The following is a 25049-nucleotide window of genomic DNA, read 5'->3' as shown; positions in this document are numbered from 1 at the left end:
GCGCGTCTCACGCCCTGGCGGGCAAGGCGGGCCGCTGCTTGCGGAATGCGTTCTTCACGCGGATCTTGCCGTCCTGAAAGGTGAAGATATCGACCATGTCGGCCTCGACGCGCGAGCCGTCGGCCGCCGTCCCCGTGAACGTGCATTCCGATACGCCACGATCGCCCGCCACCCAATGCCGGCCGTTGTTCCATTGCGCATCCGGAAAGTTCTTCCAGGCCGCCGCGAAAGCCGTGCGGACAGCTTCCGACCCCGTGTGCCGGCTGCCGCAGGCATCCGGCCCGCCGACGGTGTCGAACACGCAGTCCTGCGTCATGAAGCGCATCAGCGCATCGATATCGTGGCGGTTCCAGGCGGCCGCGAATTCGGCCAGCATGTCGGCGGTGACGGTGTTTGGCATTGCCTGCTCCCTGTGTCGAAATGCCCGTGGCCAAGCGCGCGCGGGCGTCTGGACTCAAGGTACGTGGCGGGGGTGGCAGGGTCTAGAACCAGACGGGGAAAATCGCTTGCACCAGAATTTTCCGGCTAAGCGTCGCGCGCTGCCAGCAAGGCGCGGGCGTGCAGCACCGCGATGGCGCAGCTGTTGACGCGTGCCTGTACGGAATCGGACCGGCTGGTCAGCAGCACGGGCACGCGCGTGCCCAGCACCAGCCCGGCGGTGTCCGCGCCGGCCAGCCAGGTCAGTTCCTTGTAGAGCATGTTGCCCGCTTCGATGTCGGGCGCCAGCAGGATGTCGGCGTCGCCCGCCACGCGCGACACAATGCCCTTTTCCTGCGCCGCCTGTCGCGAGATGGCGTTGTCGAACGCCAGCGGGCCATCGATGTCGCCGCCCCGTATCTGCTGGCGGTCGGCCATCTTGGACAAAGCCGCGGCGTCCAGCGTGGCCGGCATGGCGGGGTTGACGGATTCCGTGGCGCACAACACCGCCACCTTGGGCCGCCCGATGCCCAGCGCCTGTGCCAGGTCGATGGCGTTTTGCGCGATGTCCGCCTTTTCCATCAGCGTGGGCGCGATGTTGACCGCCGCGTCCGTCAGGATGAATAGCTTGGCGTAGGCGGCCACGCCCATCACGAAGGCATGGCTGACGCGCCGGTTCGTGCGCAAGCCGGATTCGCGCGACACCACGGCCGCCATGAAATGATCGGTGTGCAGGCTGCCCTTCATCAGCATCTGCACGGCGCCATCGCGCGCCAGTCCGGCCGCCGTCTGCGCGGCCAGGCATTCGTCGTCGGGCGTGTCGACGATGTCGAAGTCCCCCGGCCGCAAGCCCGCCTGCGCCAAGCGATCAAGCAGCTTGCGCGCCGGCCCCACCAGCACCGGTTCGATGTGGCCCGCGCGCTGCGCCTGCACGGCGGCCTCAAGGCTGGAGGCCGACATGGGGTATGCCACCGCCGTGCGCAGACGGCCCGCCGACAGCGCGGCATCGCGCAGCGGCGCGAACAATTGATCGCTAGCCATACGGCGGGCTCCTGGTGTCTGGCGGGGGTGGCCTCAACGCCCCACCGGGTCGATTGGCAAAGGCACCTCACCCGCCTGGAACGGTTGATTGACGTAGCGCTTGTACTTGTCCAGAAAGCGCACCGGCTGCTTCAGCGCGTCGCGCCGGAACGGATCGCCCAGCTCTTGGCTGACCATCATTTCCAGCACCGTGGTCTTGCCTTCGGACTGCGCCCGGCACGCCGCCTGCAACGCCGCGCCCACCTGGTCCGCGTGTTCAACCCGGATGCCCTCTGCCCCCATGGCGCGCGCCAGCTCGGAAAAATTCGGGTTCAGCAGGTTGCTGCCCACGAAGCGGCGGCCGTAGAAGTCCACCTGGTTTTTCTTTTCCGCGCCCCACTGGCCGTTATGGAACACCACGGCGGTGACCGGGATCTTTTCGCGTACGCAGGTCAGCAATTCCTGGAAGCTCATGCACCACGCGCCGTCGCCCACATAGGCCACGGCCGGGCGGTCCGGGCGGCCCAGCTTGGCGCCGATCAACGCCGGCAGCGCGTAGCCGCAGTTGCCGAAGCTCATGGCGGCCAGCATGGAATTGGGCTCGTCAAAGCGCAGATAGCTGTTGGACACCGAGCAGATGTTGCCGATGTCGGTGGACACCATGACATGCTTGGGCATGGCGCGTTCCAGTTCGCGCAGCATGCGCCGTGGGTGCATGCGGCCGCCGCCTTGTTCGATGATGTCCAGGCTCCAGTCGTCGCGTTCGTGCGACCAGCCATCCAGCTCGGCTTCCCAGGCGGCCTTTTGTGAAGCGATGTCGTCGCCGCGCGCGGCCTTGGTGCGCACGCAGGCGACGTCACGCGACTTCAGCTTGTCGGTCAGCGCAGCGGCGGCGGGCTTGGCGTCGCCGCAGATGCCGACCGACACGGGCCGCACCAGCCCCAGCATGCGGTGGTCGGCATCCACCTGGATGATGCGCGCGCCCAGCGGCCAGTAGTCCAGCCCGTGCTGCGGCAAGGTGCCAAACGGCCCCAGCCGCGTGCCCAGCGCCAGCACCACGTCGGCCTGCGACAGCAGCTTCATGCCGGCCTTGGCCCCTTGATAGCCCAGCGGGCCGCACCACAGCGGGTGACTGGCGGGAAAGGCGTCGTTGTGCAGATAGCTGGTGACGACGGGCGCCCCCAGCAGTTCCGCCAAGGCCACGCATTCCGCCTGGCCCTCGGAAAACAGCACGCCGCCGCCGGCCACGATCACCGGGAACTTGGCCTCGGCCAGCAGCCGGGCCGCCGCTTCCAGGTCTTCTTCGGCGCCTGGCCCACGGCGCACGCGGCGCGGCTCGGGGATGGCAACGTCGATCTCGCCGTAGAAGTAATCGCGCGGGATGTTCAGCTGCGTCGGGCCGCGTTCGGCCATCGCGTTGTCAAACGCCTTGGCGGTGAATTCCGCCATGCGATCCGGCCGGTTCACGTGCGCCTGGTACTTGGTGATGCGCGAAAAAATGGGCAGCTGCTCGGTTTCCTGAAAGCCGCCCAGGCCCATGCCGGCCGTGCCGGTTTCGGGCGTGATCGCCACGACGGGGCTGTGCGCCCAGTAGGCGGCGGCCACGCCGGTGACGAAGTTGGTGATGCCCGGCCCGTTCTGGGCGATGCACACGCCGTGGCGGCCGGTCACGCGCGAATAGCCGTCGGCCATGTGGGCGGCGCCCTGCTCGTGCACGGTGGGCACGAAGCGGATGCCGGCGGCGGGAAACAAGTCCAGCGCGTCCATGAAGGCTGAACCAACGATGCCGAATACGTCCTTGACGCCCTGCGCGACCAACGTTTCAACGAACGCTTCACTGGGGGTCATGTGTTGCTTGCTGCTCATGGTCTCTCTCCTGGCAGGCCGGCGCTGTGGGAGGTGGCACGCGGGGCGGTTGCCTGCATCGTGCTTGCATCATGGCCGGGGTGAATCGATACTGCCGGAGAAATCCCGCGTTTCCCATCCCACTGCGTTCCATTTTCTGCAAAATCCGTACGCCGAGGGCGCCCTGGCAGCTGAATCTGCAAATATTGGAAGATGAAAGACGAATCCTCCGCCGCGCTGCGCGCGCTGACCCTGTTGGAACAGGTGGCCCGGTCCGACGCGCCGGTGTCGCTGGCCGCCCTGACCGACGCCACGGGCCTGCCCAAGCCATCGGTGCTGCGCATCCTGACGCGGCTGGTCGAAGCCGGGATGCTGCTACGCGAACCGGCGGGCAAGAGCTATGTCAGCGGCCCTCGGCTTAGCGCCCTGGCGCGAGACACGTTGCTTAATTCCCCCTTGCGCGGTGAACGCCATCGCATCCTGGACAGCCTGGTCGACGAAATTGGCGAAACCTGTAACTGCACCATGCTGGACGGCGACGAAGTCATCTACCTGGATCGCGTGGAAACCGCCTGGCCGCTGCGGGTGAACCTGCAAACGGGCTCGCGCGTGCCGCTGCACTGTTCGGCCAGCGGCAAGCTGTTTCTGGCGCACATGCGGCGCGAGGCGCGCGCGCGCCTGTTGGCCGCCGCGCCCTTGCCGCGTTACACGCCCAACACGCTGTGCGAGGTGGGCGCGCTGGAGGACGAGCTGCGCGCCATCAAGAAGGAAGGCGCCAGCTTTGACCGCGAGGAATTCCTGCTGGGCATCGTCTGCATGGCCGTGCCCATCCTGCGTGGCTCGCGCGTGATCGCCGCCGTGGCGCTGCACGCGCCGGTGGCCCGCTTGTCCATCGACGGGGCGCGCGGCTGGCTGCCCCGCATGCAGGAGGCCGCCCGCGCGCTGGCCGGCACCTACGACGCTGAAGCGTAGCGGCTGGGCTGGCGGCACAGCTAGCGGCAAGGCTGGGGCTACGGGCTGCGGGCTGCCCTTGGGGCTGGGCTTGGCTGGCTGGGCTGGCCCTTGGGCTGGGGCTTGGCTGGCTGGGCTGGCCCTTGGGCTGGGCTTGGCTGGCTGGGCTGGGCTGGGGCTGGGGCTGGGGCTGGGGCTGGGGCTGGGGCTGGGCTGGGCTGGGCTGGGCTGGGCTGGGCTGGGCTGGGCTGGGCTGGGCTGGGCTGGCGCTAGGGTCCGCCCATTCCAGGGCTTACACTGTCGGTCGACTCCGTTTTTTCGCGGTTTTTGCGAACCGCCCTATTGTGACCAACACGCCCTTTTCCACCCTTCCCCTTCTGCCCGCCCTGCTTGATAACCTGCAAAGCCTGGGGTTCGAGCAGATGACGCCTATCCAGGCGCAAAGCCTGCCGCTGATTTTGGAAGGCCGCGACATCATCGCGCAAGCCAAGACCGGCAGCGGCAAGACCGCGGCATTTGGCCTAGGCGTGCTGCAAAAGCTGGACCCCACGCGCCTGGCGCCGCAAGCGTTGCTGGTGTGCCCCACCCGCGAATTGGCCGACCAGGTAGCGCAGGAACTGCGCCGCCTGGCGCGCCTGATTCCCAACGTGAAGATTTTGACGCTGTGCGGCGGCGCCCCTGCCCGCCCGCAAGCCGAATCGCTGGCGCGCGGCGCGCACCTGGTGGTGGGCACGCCCGGACGTATCCAAGACCATCTGGAACGCGGCAGCCTGGACCTGGCCGGCCTGACCACGCTGGTGCTGGACGAAGCCGACCGCATGGTCGACATGGGTTTCTACGACGACATCGTGGCCATTGCCTCGCACTGCCCCACCAAGCGCCAGACGCTGCTGTTCTCGGCCACCTACCCCGACAACATCCGCAAGCTTAGCGCGCGGTTTCTGCGCAACCCCGCCGAGGTCAAGGTCGAGGCGCAGCACGACGCCAGCCGCATCGAACAGATCTTCTTTGAAATCGACGAAAAAGACCGCCTGGACGCCGTGGCGCGCCTGTTGGCGCATTACCGCCCCGTGTCCACGCTGGCGTTCTGCAATACCAAGGTCCGCAGCCACGACCTGGTGGAACGCCTGCAAGCCGACGGCATCAGCGCGCAAGCGCTTAACGGGGACCTGGAACAGCGCGAACGCGACGAAATCCTGATCCAGTTCGCCAACCAAAGCTGCGCCGTGTTGGTGGCGACCGACGTGGCGGCCCGTGGCCTGGACATCCAGAACCTGGGCGCCGTCATCAATGTGGACGTCACCAAGGACACCGAAGTGCACGTGCACCGCATCGGCCGCAGTGGCCGGGGCGACCAGAAGGGCTTGGCGCTAAGCCTGTGTTCGCCCGACGAAATGCGCTGGGCCAATCTGGTTGAGCAATACCAGGGCTCGCCCTTGAAGTGGGGCGACATCAAATCCCTGAAACCCAAGGCCGACCGTCCCTTGCGCGCGCCCATGGTCACGCTGTGCATCCAGGGCGGCAAGAAAGACAAGCTGCGCCCGGGCGACCTGCTGGGCGCCCTGACCGGTGACGGCGGGCTGACGTTTGAACAGGTGGGCAAGATCAATATCACGGAATTCAACGCCTACGTGGCGCTGGACCGCCAGATTGCCAAACAGGCGTTTTCGCGCGTGTCCAACAGCAACATCAAAGGCCGGCGCTTCCGTATGCGCTTTCTTGAGGAATTCTGATTATTGGCAGGGTTCGATATACCCCGCGGTAATTTATCGGCAGAAGTCCCGCATGGCATTACCGCTGGCAATTACCGCCGGTACGTGACGAAAGCTTGATGATTTTGCAGGGCATTTGCCATAATGGCGCCGCTTGACGCAGCCGCCCCGTCGGATGCGCGGCGGTGTGGGCTTGGAACCAATGGTTCGCGGTGGGTTCCAACGAAGCCTTGTCCCCCTTTAACCATCACAAGAGAAACTCACCATGATCAAGTCCGACGATACCGGCAAGCTGATCCTGCGCCTGGCTTTGGGCATCCTGATTCTGCTGCACGGCTTGTCCAAACTGATGGGCAATGGCGTTACCGGCATCAGCGGCATGCTGTCTTCGCACGGCCTGCCGGGCTTTCTGGCCTATGGCGTTTACGTGGGCGAGATCATCGCGCCCGTTCTGCTCATCGTTGGCGTCTACACGCGCCTGGGTGGCCTGATCATCGCCATCAATATGGTGGTTGCCATCTTGCTGGCGCACACCGGGCAGCTCAGCAGCATGACGAACAATGGCGGCTGGGCCCTGGAACTGCAAGGCATGTTCCTGTTCGCCGCGCTGGCGCTGGCCTTCATGGGCGCCGGCCGTTTCAGCCTGGCCGGTAACGGCGGACGCTGGAACTGATCGCCGCCAACGCCGCCATCGCCGTTACGCGGCGTGACGTGGCGTGACGCAAAACGGGGTCGCCATGGCGGCCCCGTTCTTATTTCCGCAACGTTTGATACCAACGACATGCGCCGTCACGCAGGCGCAAACATCGGTCACGCGAAAGCTGTTTCGGATCGATTACAAGAGGCGAACGACTGCCATCCGGTATGGCCTAATCCTTACCAGCGCAGCAAGGGCGTATGACACGCCTGGCGCAGGTAGGGAGTCAAGAACATGAAGAAGAGCCTTTTGTTGATGATGGTGATGGCCAGCATGCTGAGCGGATGCGTCGTGGTGCCGGCCCGCCCGGCTTACTATCGCCAGGCGCCGGTGTATTACACACCGCACTATTACTACCCGGCGTATCCCGCGCCGCATTACTACCGCGGTTATTGACCGTCGCCGTCGACGCGTCCTGAAGGAACTGCCATGACGCCCCTGACCCGGATTTCCCGCCTGCGGCCTGCCGCCGCCCACATCGCTCTTGCCGTGTCCTTGCTGGCGACGGGCAGCGCCGCCGTGGCGCAAACCTACGACGCCCCGCCGCCCCCGCCGGGAGCGCCCGGCGCCCCCGACTACGATGGCGGCGACCCCGCATCCGCGAATCTTGCGCTGGTGGACCGCAGCCCCGAACCCCCGCCGCCCTTGCCCCAGTATGTGCAGCCGCCTGCCCCGGCCGACGGTTATCTGTGGGTGCCTGGCTACTGGAGCCGCAACCGCTACGGCTTTTTCTGGGTGCCCGGCGCCTGGGTGCTGGCGCCCTATAACGGCGCGTTGTGGACGCCCGGATACTGGGGGTTCTCCAATGGGCTGTACGTATGGAGCCCCGGTTACTGGGGCCCCCACGTGGGGTTCTATGGCGGCATCAACTATGGCTTCGGCTATGTCGGCCTGGGCTATGTGGGCGGTTACTGGAAGCGTGACCGCTTCTACTACAACCGTTCGGTGACGAACGTAAACGTCACGCGGGTCACCAACGTCTATAACCACACCGTGGTCGTCAACAACATCGACAACCGCCGCGTCAGCTATCACGGCGGGCCGAACGGCATCCGGCGCGCGGCGGACCCGCGCGAGCTGGCCGCCCGCAACGACCGCCATGCGCCGCCGACCGACATACAGCGCAACTACGTGCGTGAAGCGGGCAATAACCGCGCGCAGTTCTACGACCACAACAAGGGCCGCCCGCCGCAGGCGTTTGTGGATCACCCCGATAACGGTCGCGGGCCACAAGGTGGCCGACCGGGTGGTGACAACAACCGCCCCGACCCGAATCGCGGGAACCCGAATAGGCCGGACCAAGGCCGAGGCCCGGGCCAGACCGTGATCGGGACGCAGGCGCAACGGGATGTGCAGCAGCGGGATGTAGAGCGGGTCCAGCAGCAGATTCAACAGCGAAATCCGCAGCGGGATCAGCAGCAGCGGGATCAGCAGCAGCGTGATCGCCAGCAAAGAGACGTGCAGCAGCGGGACGTGGAGCGGGTCCAGCAGCAGATTCAACAGCGGGACCAACAGCGGGACCAACAGCAGCGAAGTCAGCAGCAACGCGATCAACAGCAGCGCGCGCAGCAACAGCGTGATCAACAACAAGCGCAACAACAAGCGCAACAGCAATCCCGTCAGCAACAGGCGCGGGATCAGCAGGCGCGCCAGCAGCAGCAAGATCGCGAACAACAGCAAGTGCGTCAGCAACAGGCGCGCGAACAGCAGCAGCAACAGCAACAACAGGCCCGTCAGCAACAGGCCCGCGATCAACAGCAACAGCAGGTGCGCCAGCAACAGGCCCGTGAACAGCAGCAAGGCCGTCAGCAGCAGGCGCGTGAACAACAGGCGCGTGAGCAGCAACAGCAACAAGCCCGCCAGCAACAAGGCCGCGAACAGCAACAGGCGCGGCAACAGCAGGCGCGCGAGCAGCCGCAGCGGCAACCGGGCGGTAGCGGCGATGGCGGTGGCAGAGGCGGTGGCCCCAACCGTGACTGAACTGGACCCTGCGCCGCACGCGGACTACAGTAGGCCACTTGCCGCCACCCGCCGCGCGCCCAACGATTGATTATTGGAGACTTCCATGAAGCGCCTTGTTTCTAGCCTGATGCTCTGCGGCCTGCTGGCCGCCGCATCCGCCCACGCCGCCTTGAACGTGGGCGCGCCCGCGCCCGATTTCAGCACAGACGCCTCGCTGGGCGGCAAGGTCTTCACGTTCAAGTTGAACGACGCGCTAAAGCAAGGCCCGGTCGTCCTGTATTTCTTTCCCGCCGCCTTCACGCAGGGCTGCACCATCGAGGCCCACAACTTTGCCGAAGCCACGGACGAATACAAGTCGCTGGGGGCCACCGTCATTGGCGTATCTACCGACAACATCGACACGCTGAACAAGTTCTCGGTCAGTGAATGCCGTGGCAAGTTTGCGGTGGCCGCGGATGCCGATGGCAAGATCATGAAGTCGTATGACGCCGTGCACGACAAGCGCCCGGAATACGCGCAGCGGATTTCCTACGTGATTTCACCGCAAGGCAAGATCCTGTATGAATTCACCGATATGAACCCCGAGTCGCATGTGACGAACACCATGCGCGCGCTGCGCGACTGGAAGACCAAGCAGGAAAAGGCCAAGTAAGAAGCGACTTCAGCAAGCAAGAAAAAAGGCGCCGCACGGCGCCTTCGTTTTTTCCGGCCATAAGCGCGGGACGTCCTACGTGTTAAACGGCCACACCGTCGGATGCGTGCCCGGCGGGCTGGACGGGCGAGTCCAACGAGCCGGCGTTTCGGAAAAGCGCGCGCCATGGCGCACCGCCACCAATTCGCCAAAACCCGACGCTTCCGTTTCCAGCAAGCCGTCAAAGTCCGGCATGCGGCAGTCCAGCCCGCCTTCCACCCTGCCCATCCCGCGCAACCAATGCGCCGTCTGCGCCAGCGACACCCGCACGTGCCAGCTGCCACCTTCTGTTGCTTGCCGCGCCAACGCCACCTGCGCGCCAAACGCCATCAGGTAGCCCGAGGCATGGTCAAGAATCTGCATCGGCAAGGGCTTGGGCGTTTCCTGGCCGGCTGCCTGCGCTTCGGCGTGGTTAAAGCCGGTGGCGGTCTGCACCAGCGAGTCGAAACCCCGGCGGTTGGCCCACGGGCCCACGTTGCCATAGGCCGATAGCGACACATACACGATGCCCGGGCGGATGCGCGCGGCGTCTTCCGGCCCGAAGCCCAGCGCCGCCATCCCGCCCGGCCGATAGCCCTGCACAAACACATGGGCGCTGCGCAGCAGGTTGCCCAGCGCGATACGGCCGTCGGCCGTGTCCAGGTCAGCCAGCACCGAGAGCTTGCCCCGGCTGGTGTCGATGATGTTGTCGATGTTGGGCAACTGCGGTGAGTTCACCAGCATCACGTCGGCGCCGTAAGCGGCCAGCGCGCGGCCACACACGGGGCCGGCGATGATGCGCGTCAAGTCCAGCACGCGGATGTCTTTCAGCGGCCGGGCGTCGTGCCCATACTTGGGCAAGGGACGCGGGTCGGCGTCGCCGATACGCTCGATGGTCATCAGGGGTTGCGCGGCAACGGCCTGGCCTTGCGGATGGCGATCCCATTCGTCAAAGCTGCGCATGGCGGCCACCACCAGGCCCGCGTCAGCGGCCACCTGTTCGAAGTCCAGCGCTTTCCAGCGGCTTAACGCCGCTTGCACCACGTCGCGCGTGGTGCCCTCGCCAACGGGACAGCCCAACAACGCCAGCGCGCCGTCTCGATGGTGGGCAAAGTTGGCATGGATGCGCACCCAGCCCCCGTCGCCACACTGGTACACCCCGCTGATGGGGTCCCAGATATTGGGCGTGACGCCATTGATGGTGAAGTGGCTGCGGCATTCCTGCGCCGCGTGCAGCATGTCTACGCTGACCTGCTGGCGCGCGCCGCCGCGCAGGTGCCAGAGTTCGGCTGCGGCCAGCGCCGCCGCGGCCATGCTGGTCTGCGCCGCCGTCCCCACCGCGAACGAAGACGGCAGCACCGGTTCGGCGCCTGTCAGCATCACGTGTTCAAGGGACTCGTCGGGTAAATCGAAAGAACGCCACAACCTTTGCAGAACGTCGCGCGATGTCGTGGCGGCGGATGTGCGTCCCCGTAGAAAGGACGGGCGAAGGTCCATCAGATTTCCCATAGCGTTCAACTTTTTTTCAGTCGTTGAATCGATTACATGGCGGCGGCCCGGGCGCGTCAATACAAACCTCGCGCCAGCGTGTTTCATGGTTTGACCGCTACGCGCCTGCCGAACCGTCTTGGCGCCCTTGCCGGAATGCCGTCCGGCCTCCCCCGCTGCCCGGGCGGACGGCGCATCCCGCGTGCCGCGCGCAATGCCGCTTGGACCCCGCGCATTCCGCCCCGTCGCGCCGTCACATCTACTCGTAGTTTTTACATCGTCTTCCATGCGGCTTCCGTGCCGCGGGCCAATATAGAATGCCAGCCTCGCCGCGGGTAACGCCCGCCCGCCCACTTTTGCCTGGGATTGCCTTCCATGAATACGCTGCTCTGGCTGCGCACCGACCTGCGCATGCACGACAACCCCGCGCTGGCGGCCGCCCGTGAAAATGGCACGGTGACCGCGTTGTTTCTGGCCGCGCCCAAGCAGTGGCGCCTGCATGGCGACGCGCCGGCCAAGGTGGATTTCTGGTTGCGCAACCTGCGTGAACTGTCGCGCGACCTGGGCGAACGCGGCATTCCGCTGAAACTGCTGACCGTGTCGGACTGGAGCCAGGCGCCCCAGGCCATTGCCGATTTCTGCCAGGCGCACGGCATTTCGCAGGTGCACGCCAACACCGAATGGGCGATCAACGAACGCCGCCGCGACGCCGCGGTTGCCGCCGCGCTGGACGGCATCGGCGTGGACTGGACACTGCATCACGGCGCGACCCTGCTGCGCCCGGGCACCGTGACCACCGGCAAGGGCGACTGCTATCGCGTGTACACGCCCTATGCGCGCACCTGCCGCGACCGGCTACGCACGGCGCCGATCATGGCGTTGCCTGCCCCCCGCCCACAAACCCCGCCAGACTGGGCCGCCGACCCGTTGCCCGACGCCTTCGACGGCTTTGCCGCCCCCAGCGACGCCGTGCGCGCGCTATGGCCCGCCGGCGAAACCGCCGCCGGAGACCGGCTGGACGCCTTCACCGACGGCATCATCGACGCCTATAAGGAAGAACGCGATTTTCCCTCCCTGCCCGCGACCAGTTGCCTGTCGCCCTACCTGGCGGCCGGCGTGCTGTCGCCCGGCCAGGCGCTGCGCGCGGCGCTGGCGTCCAACCATGGCGAGATCGATAGTGGCAAGGCGGGCGCGGCCACGTGGATCAACGAACTGCTGTGGCGCGAGTTCTATCTGCACCTGCTGGCCGCCTACCCTTCGCTGGCCATGCATCAGCCGATGAGGCCGGAAACCGCCGCCGTTCCGTGGCGCGATGCACCGGATGACCTGCAAGCTTGGCAGCAAGGCCGGACCGGTATTCCGATCGTGGACGCGGCCATGCGCCAGTTGCTGGCGCTGGGCTGGATGCACAACCGGCTGCGCATGGTCACCGCCATGTTCTTGTCCAAAAACCTGTTGATCGATTGGCGGCTGGGCGAAGCGTGGTTCATGGCGCAGCTGGTGGACGGCGACCTGGCGGCCAACAACGGCGGCTGGCAATGGAGCGCGTCCACGGGCGCCGACGCCGTGCCGTACTTCCGCGTCTTCAACCCGCTATCGCAATCACGCCGCTTCGATCCGCGCGGCGTGTTCCTGCGCGAATGGTTGCCTGAACTGGCCGACCTGGACGATAAGGCCATCCACGACCCCAGCCCGATGGAGCGTGCGGCGGCGAGCTACCCGATGCCTATCGTGGACCTGGCACAAAGCCGCTTGCGCGCGTTGGAAGCGTTTGGGAATTTGCCGGCGGTGGCTTGACTGAATCCAGGACGGCGCATGGCCGATCACGAACCCGGCGCCGCCTGCTTGTCCAGGCGCTTGATAAACACCTGCAATTCCTTTTCGACCTGCTTGTCGCCGCGCGCCTGGGCGGCCGCCACACCGCGTTCCCACGCCGCGCGGGCCTCGTTCGTATCGCCCCGCCCCAGGCAGGCTTTGCCCAGCCATTTCCACGCAACGGAATACGCGGGGTCGAATTCCAATGCCGCGCGCAAATGGGTTTCGGCTTTTTCAAAGCTGTCTTGTTCGGCATAGGCCTTGCCTAGCGAAAACCGCAGCAACATATTGTCGGTGCCCTTGGCCAACATCGCCTCCAGGCGTTCGATCATTCCTTCCATCGGCGCGCTCCTGCTTTTGGGTTGTGCATCGTCTTGTGCATCGTCTTGTGCATCGATTTGACGGCAAACGGCCATGATAGGACGCGGCGCGGCCAAGCGTGCCAATGGCCCCAGCGCGTGCCGGGTTGGCGGCCAACTGAAAATTGCGGTTTCCCCGCGTTTCAAGATGCCCGACGCGGGAATGTTCCGAGGATTATCCTGTCACACCGCTTATTGCCCATTAAGGGTTTTGCCTCATGATGCGATTACGAATGCGGCTGACCAAACTCGTGCCGATGCTGTGCCTGGCGCTGGCGAGCGTGGCAGCGGCCGCTGCTTTCCCTGCCGCGGCCACTGCGCCGCAAGAAGACACGCGCGGTCATGAAGCCGCCTTGGTCAACCGCATCACCTGGGGCGCCACGCCCGCCGAGCTTGCCCGCATTCACCAGATGGGCGTGCAGCCCTACCTGCAAGCCCAATTGCACCCGGACCCGCGCGCGCGCCTGCCCGCGGCCGTGCAGTCCGCCATTGACGCGCTGTCCATCAACCAGGAATCGGAACAGGACGCCCAGGCGCGGCAGCGCAAGTTGCGCCAGGATGCACGCGACCTGGATCCGCAAGCCAAGCTGCAAGCGCAGCGCGAAGCGCGCGCGATATCGCAACAGCGCGCCCAGGACGCCGCCAGCCGCGCCGTGTGGCGCGCGCTGTATTCGCCCACCCCCTTGCAGGAGCAGATGACGTGGTTCTGGATGAACCACTTCAATGTGTTCGCGGGCAAAGGCGACGTAGGCACGTATCTGCCGCAATACGAAGAACGCGCCATTCGCCCGCACGCGCTGGGCAAATTCCGCGACATGCTGCGCGCCACCGTCAGGTCGCCCGCCATGCTGGTGTACCTGGACAACACGCGCAATGTGGCGGGGCACATCAACGAAAACTACGCGCGCGAAATCATGGAGCTGCACACGCTGGGCGTGGGCGGCGGCTACACGCAGAAAGATGTGCAGGAACTGGCGCGCATCCTGACCGGCCTGGGCGTGCATAACAGCGACAAGCCGCCCAAGGTAAAACCCGGCCTTCGCGGCGAACTGGTTCAAGACGGGCTGTTCCTGTTCAACCCCGCCCGCCATGATGGCGGCGACAAGGTGTTCCTGGGCCACACCATTCGCGGCGGCGGCTGGGACGAAGTCGATCAGGCCATCGACCTGCTGGCGCGCCATCCGGCGACGGCGCGCTTTATCAGCACAAAACTGGCCGCCTACTTCGTGGGGGAATCGCCGCCGCCCGCGTTGGTGGTGCGCATGGCTAAAACCTTCCTGGCGCAAGATGGCGATATCGCGGCCACGCTGCAAACGCTGCTCGCCTCGCCGGAATTCGCCAAGTCCTTGAAGGCCGGCGTGTTCAAGGACCCGGTGCATTACGTGTTTTCTGCTTTGCGATTGACCTATGCAGACATGCCGCCCATCCGCAATCCCAAGGCGGTGTTGTCGATGCTGCAACAGATGGGCCAGGGCATGTACCGACGCCCCACGCCTGACGGCTATCCCCTGTCGCAGTCTGACTGGGCGGGCTCGGGGCAGATGACGCAACGGTTTGAAATTGCCCGCGCCATCGCCGCCGCACCGCAGCCGTTTTATCGCACGGCGGACGCGCCCGAGCCGGTGGCGCTGCCCAAGGCGACGCCCTTGCTGGACACCAACCCGGACCTGGCAACAACGCTGTCGCCCGCCACGCGAGACGCCATCGGGCGCGCCGGAAAACCCGTGGACGCCAATACCTACCTGCTGGCCTCGCCAGAATTCATGCGCCGCTAGGAGATCGCGATGGACCGCCGCCGCTTGCTTCAAATGATGGCCACCGCCCCGCTGCTGCTGGGCGGCAGCCGCTTGTATGCGGCGCCCGCCGCGTCGGGCAACCGTTTGCTGCTTGTTTTCATGCGCGGCGCATACGATGCCGCCAGCCTGCTGGTGCCCACGTCCAGCGACTTCTACTACGAGTCGCGCCCCAGCATTGCCATCGCCAGGCCCGGGTCTGGTGATGGCGCCGCCCTGCCGCTGGCCGACGGCTGGGGACTGCACCCGGCGCTGGCCGATAGCCTGCTGCCGTTCTACCGCAACAAGCAGCTGGCCTTTGTGCCGTTTGCCGGCACCGAGGACCTGACCCGCAGCCACTTCGAAACGCAGAACAGCATCGAGCTGGGCCAAGGCGCCCGCAAGGATGGCAATTACCGATCGGGGTTTTTGAACCGGTTGACATTGGCGCTGGGCGCCAAGGGTTCGCACCCGGCCGCCTTCACCGCGGACGTGCCGCAAATTTTGCGTGGCGATGCCCGCGTGCCCAATGTGGACCTGGGCGGCGCGAATCGAAAATCGCGCTTGAGCGACGCCGACCACCGCGCCATTGCCGCGATGTACCGCGACACGGATCTACACGCGGCCGTGGACGAAGGCCAGCGCGTCATGGGCGCCACCCGGCAGGAACTGGACGCCGAAATGCAGGCCGCCAACGGCAACGCGGTGTCCACCGACAAACTGGAAAAGGAAATACGCCGCATCGCCCGCTTCATGACCGACCGCTACAACGTCGGGTTTGTGGACGTGGGCGGCTGGGACACGCACGTCGGCCAAGGCGCCGCCACGGGCGCTTTGGCCGGCCGGCTGGCCCAGTTGGGCCGCGCGCTGGCCGCCTATGCCGACGCGATGGGCTCGGCCTGGGGCCAGACCACCGTCGTGGTCATCAGCGAATTTGGCCGCACGTTTCGCGAAAACGGCAACAAGGGCACGGACCACGGCCACGGCACCGTGTACTGGGTGATGGGCGGAAACGTGCGCGGTGGCCGGATTGCCGGACGCCAGGTGCCGGTCCGGCACGACACGCTGTTCCAGGACCGCGACTACCCCGTGCTGAACGAATACCGCGCCGTGTTCGCCGGCCTGTTCTCGCGCTTGTACGGGCTGGACAAGGCCCGCCTGGCGCAGGTGTTCCCCGGCGTGGCGCCCGTGGATCTCGGATTGGTCTGATACCCGGCATGCGCACGCGGCGCTACACTCCACGAGCCAATTGGCGCACCGACGCGCCCGCGTCGCAACGCCTGACACAGGAGCCCGCATGAGCACGATTTTCGATTTCACCGCCCGCGACATACATGGGGTGGATCAATCCCTGGACACGTATCGCGGCCGTGTGCTGCTGGTGGTCAACGTGGCATCCAAATGCGGCTTCACGCCGCAATACTCGGGGCTGGAAGAGCTGTACCGCTCACTGCGCGACGACGGCTTCACGGTGCTGGGCTTTCCGTGCGACCAATTCGGCCATCAGGAACCGGGCGACGAAGCCGAAATCCGCAATTTCTGCGCCACGCAGTACGACATCAGCTTTCCGCTCTTTGCCAAGATCGACGTCAACGGGGCCGACGCGCATCCGCTGTACCGCTGGCTAAAGGGCGAAAAGCCCGGCGTCTTCGGCACCGAAGGCATCAAGTGGAACTTCACCAAATTCCTGGTGGGCCGGGATGGGCAGGTCATCAAGCGCTACGCGCCCACCGACACGCCGGCGGGTTTGAAGGACGACGTGGCGCGGGCGTTGTCGGCGCCGGTGTAAGACCGAGGCTCGGCGTAAGGGCGAGGCTTGGCACGTCCCCTTAGCGCAACGGCGGCAGGCGGCGGCGCACCGTATGCGCCTTGACGATGGCGGTGTTGGTTTCGGCGAACTCGGTCACGCGTTCCAGGATGCCGTCCAGATGCGAGATCGACCGCAGCACCACGCGGGCGATAAAGCAGTCATCGCCCGTGACCTTGTCGCACTCGACGAATTCCGGAATTTCCTCGATCAGCCCTTCCACGTGACGCAATTGCCCCGGCAAGGGCCGAATGCGCACAACGGCTTGCAGCGTGTAGCCCAGCGCCACCGGGTCCACATCCAGCGTGTAGGCGCGGATGACGCCGGATTCCTCCAGGCGCCGCAGCCGGTCCGCCACGCTGGGCGCCGACATGCCCACCTGGCGAGCCAGGTCGGCTGTGGTGGTCCGCGCGTTGGCCGCCAGGGTCTGCACCAGGCGGCGATCGATACCATCCAGAACCGGATTTTCGTTTTTTAGGTCACCTTGCATAAATTTCACCTAAATGAAGGTTGGCGCCTGAAAGCGCCACGCAATCATCATATAACCGACATGATGCGCCTGGGATAATTTCTCCATCAAGAACGTGGCCGGACGGCCGATGGAGACCCTCATGACCCCCGCATCAGAACGCCTTGGCCTGGCGCAAATGGCCGCCGCGATGACCTTATCCGGCACCCTGGGCGTGTTTGTCCTGGAATCCGGTCAAAGCGCCTGGAACGTCGTTTTCTTTCGCTGCCTGTTCGGGGCCATGGCGCTGTATATCTATTGCTGGTCGCGCGGTTTGCTCAAGCCCGGCCTGTTCACCCGGAAGACGCTGGCCTTGGCGCTGGTGGCCGGCGCCGCGCTGGTCATGAACTGGGTCTTGCTATTTTCGGCCTACCGGCTGGCGTCCATTTCGCTGGCCACCGCCGTCTACAACGTGCAGCCCTTCTTTTTGATCGGGCTGGGCGTGCTGTTCCTGGGCGAACGCCCGTCGCGCGGCAAGCTGGCCTGGTCCGTGGTGGCGTTTGCCGGCCTGCTGCTGGTGCTGCGGCTGACCGACACGCACACGGGCGGGCAGGCCTATCTGTCGGGCCTGCTGCTGGGCCTGGGCGCGGCCGCGCTGTATGGCGTGACGGCGGTCATCGTCAAGCGCTTGAAGGGCGTGCCGCCGCAAGTGCTGGCGCTGGTTCAGGTGACGCTGGGCGCCGTGATGCTGCTGCCGATGGCGGACTTCAGCGCCGTGCCGACCGCGCCGCTGCAATGGGGCTATCTGGTGGCGCTGGGGCTGGTGCATACGTGCTTGATGTATATCCTGATGTATTCGGCCATCCAGAAGCTGCCGACCACATCCACCGCCGCGCTCAGCTTCATCTACCCCGCCGTGGCGATCCTGCTGGACCTGGTCGTCTACGGCCAGCGCATGGACCCCATGCAGGTGGTGGGCGTGGCGATGATCTTCGTGGCCGCCGCCGGCGTCAGCCTGAACTGGACGTGGCGGCTGCCGGGCGGGTCGCACCGGGTGGTGTAAGGCGCGGATCTGGGCCCGCCAAGAAACCCGCCCCCGGCCCCGGTTATTCGGGGTCGGCCACAATGCCTGCCGCTATCATGGCCTTCCACCCGCCGGCACGGCCGGCGGCGCCTTGATTCCCAGGACGCATTCCATGATCGATCTCTATTACTGGACCACCCCCAACGGCCACAAGATCACGCTGTTCCTTGAAGAAACCGGCCTGCCCTACAAGATCCACCCGGTGAACATCAGCCGCGGCGATCAGTTCAAACCCGAATTCCTGGCCATCGCGCCCAACAACCGCATCCCCGCCATCGTCGACCAGCAACCGGCCGACGGCGGCGCGCCCCTGTCGCTGTTCGAGTCGGGCGCCATCCTGTTGTATCTGGCCGAAAAGACCGGCCAGTTCCTGCCCGCCGACTTGCGCGGCCGCTCGGAAGTGTCGCAGTGGCTGTTCTGGCAAATGGGCGGCCTGGGCCCCATGGCCGGCCAGAATCATCATTTCTCGGGCTACGCCCAAGAGCGCATCCCCTACGCCATCGACCGTTACGTCAAGGAAACCAACCGCTTGTACGGCGTGCTGAACAAGCGTCTGGCCGACCGCGAATTCGTAGCGGGTGACTATTCCATTGCCGATATGGCGGCCTACCCGTGGATCGTGCCGCATGCCAAGCAAGGGCAGGACCTGAACGACTTTCCGCACCTGCAACGCTGGTTCAATGCCATCGCGCAACGCCCGGCCACGCAGCGCGCGTACGCGTTGGCCGACAGCGTCAACACCGCGCCTTCCATCAGCGATGAGGAATCGCGCCGCATCCTGTTCGGCCAGACCGCGCAGAACGTTGCCCGCTAGCCAGGAGCCCTGCGATGTCCGATCCGCAATTGGTCTTTCGCCGCGCGCGCCAGGAAGACTTGCCGCACATCGTGGCCCTGTTGGCCGACGATGAACTGGGCGCCCGGCGCGAAGACGCGTCGGTGCCGCTGAACCCGCGTTACACGGCTGCCTTTGCTGCGATTGCGCAAGATTCCAACCAGTTCCTTGCCGTGGTTGAGCAAGGCCCACACCTGGTCGGCTGTTTGCAGTTATCGTTCATACCCGGCTTGTCGCGGCTGGGCCTGTGGCGCGGCCAGATCGAAAGCGTGCGCATCGCCTCGTCGGCGCGCGGCCAGGGTCTGGGGCGCGCCATGTTCGAATGGGCCATCGACCAGTGCCGCGCCCAAGGCTGCGGCCTGGTCCAGCTGACGACGGACCGCGCGCGCCCCGATGCGCGCCGGTTCTACGAAAGCCTGGGCTTCACGGCCAGCCACGACGGCATGAAGCTGAACCTGTAGTTTTTGTTCATTGATTTCGCAAGGAGCGCCCATGCATGGCGAATACAAAGTCCCCGGCGGCAAATTGGTTGTCGCGGATCTGGAAGTGCGCGACGGCCGCCTGGCCAACGTACGCATCAGCGGCGACTTCTTTCTAGAGCCGCCCGAAGCGCTGGAAGCCATCAACAGCGGCTTGAACGGCATGCCCGCCGATGCCGGCGAACTGGAATTGGCGGTGGCGGTGCAATCCGCCCTGCCCGCCGACGCCGAGCTGTTCGGCTTTTCGGCCGAAGCCGTGGCCGTGGTGCTGCGGAGGGCGCTTGCATGACGCGCACCGACTGGAACGATTACGACTGGCAACTGATACACGAAGGCCCGCAGGCGCCGTCGCTGCACATGGCGCTGGATGCCGTCATTACCGACGAAGTGGGCGCCGGCCAGCGCCCGCCCACGCTGCGCATCTGGGAATGGGCCGCGCCCGCCGTCGTCATCGGCCGTTTTCAATCCCTGAAAAACGAAGTGGACCCGGAGGGCGCCCAGCGCCACGGCATTGAAGTCGTGCGCCGCGTCAGCGGTGGCGGCGCGATGTTCATCGAACCGGGCAACTCCATCACCTATTCGCTCAGCGCGCCGCAAGCCTTGGTGCACGGGATGAGCTTCCAGGAATCCTATGCGTTCCTGGACGCCTGGGTATTGACGGCGTTGCAAGGTCTGGGCATCAAGGCCTGGTATCAACCGCTGAACGACATTGCATCCGACATCGGCAAGATCGGCGGCGCGGCGCAAGCCCGCCGCGCGGGCGCGGTGCTGCACCACGTGACCATGTCGTATGACATCGACGCCGATAAAATGGTCGAAGTCTTGCGCATTGGCCGCGAGAAACTGTCCGACAAAGGCACCACCAGCGCGAAAAAGCGCGTTGACCCGCTGCGTACGCAGACGGGTCTGGCGCGCGAGGTCATCATCGACCGCATGCTGGAAACTTTTGCCGGCCTGCATCGTCTGACTCCGGGGCAAATCGGCAGCGACACCCTGGCGCGCGCCCAGCAGCAAGCCGATGAAAAGTTCTCGACGCCGGAATGGACGGGCGTGGTGCCTTGACGGCAAGGTCTTGAATTTGTGGAGGTAGTTCAATGCGTCGCACATTCACGCCGCAAGGCGGGATAAGCGGTCTGGTCCTGGGCGCCGCCCTGTTGGTGCTGGCGGGTTGCGGCAGTACGCCGCCGGCCAACATCACCTTGGCCGAGCCGGCTTCGACCACGTCCGAAAAGGTGGGCGACCTGTCCACCGAGCGCATCAAATGGGCGTCGAACAAACCGGGCTGCGAAGGCGACTGCCCACGCATTGAAATCGACAGCGTGGCGTTTCCCGGCATTCCCAAATTAAGCGCGCTGGTGGACCATGTGCTGGCCTACATGACGGGCACCGACGCCAATCGGCGTGGCCCGTACAACACGCTGTCGGAATACACGCAGTACTTCTGGTCGACGGCGCGCGCACGCGACGCCACGTATTTCAAGGCGTCGGTGAAAGACACGGTGGGCGACATCGTGGCGATCGAATTGCACACCGAGCAATTCCTGACGGGCGCCGCGCACGGCATTCCGGCCACGCAGTATCTGAACTGGGAACGGTCGCGCGGCCGTGTCATGAGTCTGGATGAAGCGTTGATCCCAGGCAGGCGCGCGGAATACGTTGCGGCCTTGCAGCGCGCGCATGCCAAATGGCTGACAGGCAACCCCGATGCCAAGCGCGATCCCGCCGCCTACAACAAGATGTGGCCTTTCCAGGAAAGCGACAACTTTGCGTTGACGCGTGACGGCATCGTCGTCAAATACGACGCCTATTCGATTGCGCCCTACTCGCACGGCGAACCGGAACTAAGCATCCCGTATGCCGACCTGCGCGGCATCCTTAAGCCGGAACTGTTGCCCCGGTCGTAGGCCAACGCCAAGACCGGCAACGGGCGCACCGCCCAATGCCGGTCAAGACTGCGTGCTCAGCGCGGCGCAAGGCCTGATGCAGGCCGAGGTTCGGGTGAGCGGACTGAGAGTGGAGCTAGGGAGGTGGCCGCTTTTTTCGCGTCTGTGGCCGGGTAAGACGCCCAGTCCGCTCAATACAACCGCGGCAAGAACGGGCCGGCGGCGCGCGCCGCGCGCGAGTCGCCGGCCTGCCGCGATGGCTTAGAAGCGGTGGCGCACGCCCACGATGCCGACGGTGCTCTTGACGCCGTCAACAAACGCGAAGTCGGTGGCGTACGAACCCAGCGCGTACAGGTTGGTGCGCTTGGACAGGTTGTACGTGTAGCCGATGCTGTAGACGTTCATCGTCGAATCGTTGCCGGCGGTCAGCGGGTTGCCGTTCGGGTCGGCACGCTGCCACGACGCCAGGATGCTGCTGGCGCCCAACGGCACGGTCAGGCCGACCAGGTACGAATTGGCCTTGAAGCCCGACACGGCAACGTTGGTGCCGAAGCTGCTGGCCGTGGGGCTGCCGCTGCCGAACGAATTGATGCTCTGCCCGGTGAACCAGCCGTCGCGCGTCTGGCCAAAGCCCAACGCCAGCTTGACGACTTCGAAGTCGTAGGCGGCGGCGACGGACCACGACTTGGGCGTGGCGTCCGTGCCCAACTGGTTGGCCGGGTTCAGTTGGTCGTACGTGGCGGCCACGTTCAGCGGGCCGTTGACGTAGCGCAGGCCGGTCGTGATGGCGCGGGTGTTGTCAGCCGTCTTGAAGCCGGTTTGCGCGGCAGTCGTGTCGGACGCGTTGAACGAGTAGCCCACGCCAAACTGGAAGCCGCTGAACGACGGGGTCGAATACTGGACCATGTTGTCGTAGCGGACGGTGTTGGCGGCGCTGAAGGCCACGCCCACGTTGGCTTGGCCGTAGCTGCCGCCAAACGGGTCGATCGAGGCCAGGTACTTGGACGCGATGTTGGTCTGACGGCCGAATTCCAGCAGGCCCCACGAATCGGCCTTCAGGCCGACGGTGGCTTGGCGACCGAACAAACGTCCGCTTTGGCCAGATTGGCCGTTACCCGAATTGAAGCCGCTTTCCAGGGTGAACACGGCAGACAGGCCATCGCCCAGGTCTTCCGCGCCACGCAGGCCCCAACGCGAGCCGCTGGACACGCCGTTTGCCATGCCGACCTTGGATTCGTGATAGCCGTCGCCCTTGATGCGCTGGTAGCCGATACCGGTGTCGATCAGGCCATACAGCGTTACCGAGGTTTCCGCTTGGGCCACGCCGGTGACGGCGGCCAGGAGCGCGGTTGCGAGCAGAGTCTTTTTCATTACATATTCCCTTTGATTGAACATACCCGGGCCGCGTGCCGGCTTGCTGGGCAAGCGGCGCATGGCGCATGGCAGGAACGAATTCTAGGGACGCTATGTGTCAGAAAATGATGCGGTACGGCTAGTGGCCCCGATTCGCGAAAAAAAAGCCCCACTGTGGTCAGCGCTCCACAACCGGGCAGGATGCCGGTGCGGCCACGAGCACGTCACGAAAGCATGTTATGAAGGCGCGACTTGCAATGCAATCACGGCATCGGCAAGTGTGGCTCGGGGCTTGTTCAAGTGTTGTTTCGGCGCAGCCCTGGTCTGAGTCCGTGCGTGGGCGCCAAGCGTCGCGTGGCCGCTTAACGGGGGCCCTTCAACGGCAACAGGCGCCGGTAGCCCGCCGGCAGCGGCTCGGCAGCGTGATCGCTTACGGCACGGGCCAGGCGCTGTTCCAACTCGGGCGGAAAAGGCGTGGCGCGACGCGTGTTCAGGTCCACATGCAGGGACAGCTGCTCCATGGTGGCGGCCAGGTAGCCGTCGCGGGTCTGGGTCAGCTCCATCAGGCAAAGCACCCGCTTGTTATCCGATTCCAGCAAGCGCACGCGCAGCATCAGCGGGTCGCCGGCCAGCACTTCGCGCAGATAAGCCACGTGCACGTTCATGGTGTAGATGCCGCAGCGCGTGGCCTCGGTGTAGTCCAGCCCCACGCCCACCTGCCCCAGCAGTTCAAAGCCCACCCGGTCGAAAATGCCGACATAGTGTGCGGCGTTCAGATGGCCATACGCGTCGATCCAGGCAGGATCCACGGTCAGCGTCGTGGACGGCAGGGCTTGAGTCATGAATGTCTCCGAGGGGGGTAAAAGGTGGACTGGCGTGGGCAGGTCCGGACGGCCGTGGCCTGGTCGGGCTCGGGCTCGGGTCCGGCACCGGGCACATTCTATTCACATTGCGCCGGCCATGCGCCAATGGAAATCGCCCCTTGCGGGGCGATTTCTGTTTTTGTCTACCTCGGCCTCCTCGGCGCCGCGTCAGAGACGCCACGCCGATTCAGTCATCACGGATACAGGCCGCGCACTTGGCGCGCTTGCAGGATGCGCGTGCAAGCCACGATGAACGCGGCGGTGCGCAGCGTGACCTTGTGTTCCTTGGCCACCTGCGACACCGCGCTGTAGGCTTCACGCATGATGCGTTCCAGGCGCTGGTTGATCTCTTCTTCGCTCCAGAAGAAGCTGGAGAAGTCCTGCACCCATTCGAAGTACGACACCGTTACGCCGCCGGCGTTGGCCAGCACGTCCGGCACCACATACACGCCGTGTTCGAACAGGATGTCGTCCGCTTCCGGGGTGGTGGGGCCGTTGGCGCCTTCCACCACGACCTTGGCGCGCACCTTGGCGGCGTTGTCGGCGGTGATCTGGCTTTCCAGCGCGGCCGGGATCAGGAATTCAGTTTCCAGCGTCCAGAATTCGTCCTTGTCCAGCGCCTGACCGCCCGAGAAACCGCCCACGCCGCCGTGTTGCGACACGTGCGACAGCAGCTTGTGGACGTCCAGGCCGGCGGGGTTATGCACCGTGCCGGTATGATCCTGCGCGGCAATGACCTTGGCGCCGGCTTCATGGAACAGGCGGGCAGCGGTGCCGCCCACGTTGCCGAAGCCCTGCACCACCACACGCGCCTTGGACACGTCGATGTTCAGGTCGCGGGCCGCTTCGCACGCCACGACGAACACGCCACGGCCCGTGGCTTCAACCCGGCCCAGGCTGCCGCCCAACGCGATCGGCTTGCCGGTGACCACGCCCGTGGCGGTGGCGCCTTCGTTCATGGAATAGGTGTCCATCATCCAGGCCATGGCCTGGGCGTTGGTGCCGACGTCGGGGGCGGGAATGTCTTTGGACGGCCCGATGATGACGCCGATTTCGCTGGTGTAGCGGCGCGTCATGCGTTCGAGTTCGGAATGCGACAGCGTGCGCGGGTCAACGCGGATGCCGCCCTTGGCGCCGCCATAAGGCAGGTTCACGGCGGCGTTCTTGACCGACATCCACGCGGCCAATGCCATCACTTCGGAGAGCGTCACGTCTTGGTGGAAACGCACACCGCCCTTGCCCGGGCCGCGCGACACGTTGTGCTGCACGCGATAGCCTTCGAAGTGCGCGATGGTGCCGTTATCGAGCTCGATCGGCACATCGACGATCAGGGCGCGCTTGGGACGCTTCAGCGTCTCGACCCACCGACCCAAGGTGCCGAGGTACGGGGTGACCCGGTCGACTTGTTGCAGGTAATTACCCCAGGGGCCGAGATCATCGGCATTCAGATAAGACGGCAAGGCATGGGTGGGAGTGTGAGACATGAGCATGATCTCCTGACAAAGTTGCGCCATTTTATCCACTAAAACTATAGCGTCCCTATTTAAAACCTAAATATTTTTAATAGGGACGCATAGATGTGGCGGATACCG

General features: G+C 65.3%; 25 protein-coding genes. 16 read left to right on the top strand and 9 right to left on the bottom strand.

Annotated elements, in window-relative coordinates; all coding sequences use genetic code 11:
* Positions 1 to 7: 7 nt before the first annotated feature.
* The 3 genes from V6F88_RS02175 to xsc form a co-directional block, all read right to left on the bottom strand.
* On the bottom strand, positions 8 to 400 hold the full coding sequence (locus V6F88_RS02175) for a nuclear transport factor 2 family protein (RefSeq protein ID WP_332607707.1): 393 nt from the start codon (positions 398 to 400) through the stop codon (positions 8 to 10).
* A 125-nt stretch (positions 401 to 525) separates the two neighbouring features.
* Positions 526 to 1458, bottom strand: a complete 933-nt coding sequence (locus V6F88_RS02170) for a bifunctional enoyl-CoA hydratase/phosphate acetyltransferase (RefSeq protein ID WP_332607706.1) — start codon at positions 1456 to 1458, stop codon at positions 526 to 528.
* Positions 1459 to 1491: 33 nt separating this feature from the next.
* A complete protein-coding gene (gene xsc / locus V6F88_RS02165; RefSeq protein ID WP_332607705.1) occupies positions 1492 to 3303 on the bottom strand; it encodes a sulfoacetaldehyde acetyltransferase in 1812 nt (603 codons plus the stop codon).
* A gap of 192 nt (positions 3304 to 3495) precedes the next feature.
* Between xsc and V6F88_RS02160 the strand changes: the two genes are divergently transcribed.
* From V6F88_RS02160 to V6F88_RS02135, 6 genes are all read left to right on the top strand, one after another.
* On the top strand, positions 3496 to 4254 hold the full coding sequence (locus V6F88_RS02160; protein ID WP_332607704.1) for an IclR family transcriptional regulator: 759 nt from the start codon (positions 3496 to 3498) through the stop codon (positions 4252 to 4254).
* Between the two features lie 323 nt (positions 4255 to 4577).
* On the top strand, positions 4578 to 5966 hold the full coding sequence (gene dbpA / locus V6F88_RS02155; protein ID WP_046806836.1) for an ATP-dependent RNA helicase DbpA: 1389 nt from the start codon (positions 4578 to 4580) through the stop codon (positions 5964 to 5966).
* 244 nt (positions 5967 to 6210) lie between these two features.
* Positions 6211 to 6618: a DoxX family protein gene (locus tag V6F88_RS02150; protein WP_332607703.1), complete on the top strand. Its 408-nt coding sequence runs from the start codon at positions 6211 to 6213 to the stop codon at positions 6616 to 6618.
* Between the two features lie 258 nt (positions 6619 to 6876).
* Positions 6877 to 7038 carry a hypothetical protein gene (locus V6F88_RS02145; protein ID WP_332608970.1) on the top strand — a complete coding sequence of 54 codons (162 nt, stop codon included), beginning with the start codon at positions 6877 to 6879 and terminating at the stop codon, positions 7036 to 7038.
* Positions 7039 to 7071: 33 nt separating this feature from the next.
* Positions 7072 to 8622, top strand: coding sequence for an adenylate cyclase (locus V6F88_RS02140; RefSeq protein WP_332607702.1), 1551 nt, complete (start codon positions 7072 to 7074; stop codon positions 8620 to 8622).
* 85 nt (positions 8623 to 8707) lie between these two features.
* On the top strand, positions 8708 to 9256 hold the full coding sequence (locus tag V6F88_RS02135; RefSeq protein WP_332607701.1) for a peroxiredoxin: 549 nt from the start codon (positions 8708 to 8710) through the stop codon (positions 9254 to 9256).
* Between the two features lie 75 nt (positions 9257 to 9331).
* Here the strand turns inward: V6F88_RS02135 and V6F88_RS02130 are convergent, their stop codons facing one another.
* Positions 9332 to 10783: a CoA transferase gene (locus V6F88_RS02130; RefSeq protein ID WP_332607700.1), complete on the bottom strand. Its 1452-nt coding sequence runs from the start codon at positions 10781 to 10783 to the stop codon at positions 9332 to 9334.
* Positions 10784 to 11137: 354 nt separating this feature from the next.
* Between V6F88_RS02130 and phrB the strand changes: the two genes are divergently transcribed.
* Positions 11138 to 12559, top strand: a complete 1422-nt coding sequence (gene phrB / locus V6F88_RS02125; RefSeq protein ID WP_332607699.1) for a deoxyribodipyrimidine photo-lyase — start codon at positions 11138 to 11140, stop codon at positions 12557 to 12559.
* Between the two features lie 26 nt (positions 12560 to 12585).
* Here phrB and V6F88_RS02120 read toward each other — a convergent pair whose 3' ends face one another.
* Complete coding sequence (locus V6F88_RS02120) at positions 12586 to 12918, bottom strand: tetratricopeptide repeat protein (protein ID WP_332607698.1); 333 nt, start codon at positions 12916 to 12918, stop codon at positions 12586 to 12588.
* A 236-nt stretch (positions 12919 to 13154) separates the two neighbouring features.
* Between V6F88_RS02120 and V6F88_RS02115 the strand changes: the two genes are divergently transcribed.
* From V6F88_RS02115 to V6F88_RS02105, 3 genes are all read left to right on the top strand, one after another.
* Positions 13155 to 14711, top strand: a complete 1557-nt coding sequence (locus tag V6F88_RS02115) for a DUF1800 domain-containing protein (protein ID WP_332607697.1) — start codon at positions 13155 to 13157, stop codon at positions 14709 to 14711.
* Between the two features lie 9 nt (positions 14712 to 14720).
* On the top strand, positions 14721 to 15917 hold the full coding sequence (locus V6F88_RS02110) for a DUF1501 domain-containing protein (RefSeq protein WP_332607696.1): 1197 nt from the start codon (positions 14721 to 14723) through the stop codon (positions 15915 to 15917).
* An 88-nt stretch (positions 15918 to 16005) separates the two neighbouring features.
* Positions 16006 to 16497, top strand: coding sequence for a glutathione peroxidase (locus V6F88_RS02105; protein WP_332607695.1), 492 nt, complete (start codon positions 16006 to 16008; stop codon positions 16495 to 16497).
* Between the two features lie 40 nt (positions 16498 to 16537).
* Here the strand turns inward: V6F88_RS02105 and V6F88_RS02100 are convergent, their stop codons facing one another.
* Positions 16538 to 17005, bottom strand: a complete 468-nt coding sequence (locus V6F88_RS02100) for an Lrp/AsnC family transcriptional regulator (RefSeq protein WP_332607694.1) — start codon at positions 17003 to 17005, stop codon at positions 16538 to 16540.
* A gap of 121 nt (positions 17006 to 17126) precedes the next feature.
* Between V6F88_RS02100 and V6F88_RS02095 the strand changes: the two genes are divergently transcribed.
* From V6F88_RS02095 to V6F88_RS02070, 6 genes are all read left to right on the top strand, one after another.
* Positions 17127 to 18026, top strand: a complete 900-nt coding sequence (locus tag V6F88_RS02095) for a DMT family transporter (RefSeq protein WP_332607693.1) — start codon at positions 17127 to 17129, stop codon at positions 18024 to 18026.
* A gap of 133 nt (positions 18027 to 18159) precedes the next feature.
* Positions 18160 to 18861 carry a glutathione S-transferase N-terminal domain-containing protein gene (locus tag V6F88_RS02090; RefSeq protein ID WP_332607692.1) on the top strand — a complete coding sequence of 234 codons (702 nt, stop codon included), beginning with the start codon at positions 18160 to 18162 and terminating at the stop codon, positions 18859 to 18861.
* A gap of 14 nt (positions 18862 to 18875) precedes the next feature.
* A complete protein-coding gene (locus V6F88_RS02085; RefSeq protein ID WP_332607691.1) occupies positions 18876 to 19340 on the top strand; it encodes a GNAT family N-acetyltransferase in 465 nt (154 codons plus the stop codon).
* A gap of 31 nt (positions 19341 to 19371) precedes the next feature.
* Positions 19372 to 19647 carry a lipoate protein ligase C-terminal domain-containing protein gene (locus tag V6F88_RS02080; protein WP_046806825.1) on the top strand — a complete coding sequence of 92 codons (276 nt, stop codon included), beginning with the start codon at positions 19372 to 19374 and terminating at the stop codon, positions 19645 to 19647.
* On the top strand, positions 19644 to 20420 hold the full coding sequence (locus V6F88_RS02075) for a lipoate--protein ligase family protein (protein ID WP_332607690.1): 777 nt from the start codon (positions 19644 to 19646) through the stop codon (positions 20418 to 20420). Before V6F88_RS02080 ends, V6F88_RS02075 begins: the two co-directional genes overlap by 4 nt.
* Positions 20421 to 20452: 32 nt before the next feature.
* Complete coding sequence (locus tag V6F88_RS02070) at positions 20453 to 21262, top strand: RsiV family protein (RefSeq protein ID WP_332607689.1); 810 nt, start codon at positions 20453 to 20455, stop codon at positions 21260 to 21262.
* A 240-nt stretch (positions 21263 to 21502) separates the two neighbouring features.
* Here V6F88_RS02070 and V6F88_RS02065 read toward each other — a convergent pair whose 3' ends face one another.
* The 3 genes from V6F88_RS02065 to V6F88_RS02055 form a co-directional block, all read right to left on the bottom strand.
* Positions 21503 to 22612: a porin gene (locus V6F88_RS02065; protein WP_332607688.1), complete on the bottom strand. Its 1110-nt coding sequence runs from the start codon at positions 22610 to 22612 to the stop codon at positions 21503 to 21505.
* 344 nt (positions 22613 to 22956) lie between these two features.
* Positions 22957 to 23436: a thioesterase family protein gene (locus tag V6F88_RS02060; protein WP_332607687.1), complete on the bottom strand. Its 480-nt coding sequence runs from the start codon at positions 23434 to 23436 to the stop codon at positions 22957 to 22959.
* Between the two features lie 215 nt (positions 23437 to 23651).
* A complete protein-coding gene (locus tag V6F88_RS02055; protein ID WP_332607686.1) occupies positions 23652 to 24941 on the bottom strand; it encodes a Glu/Leu/Phe/Val family dehydrogenase in 1290 nt (429 codons plus the stop codon).
* Positions 24942 to 25049: the final 108 nt, after the last annotated feature.

Origin of the sequence: Achromobacter sp. ESBL13 (assembly GCF_036668755.1) — a bacterium.
In the GTDB taxonomy this organism is placed as follows: Bacteria; Pseudomonadota; Gammaproteobacteria; order Burkholderiales; family Burkholderiaceae_B; genus Achromobacter.
The sequence above is the reverse complement of the archived record's forward strand: the minus strand, read 5'-3'. Positions and strand labels throughout refer to the sequence as shown.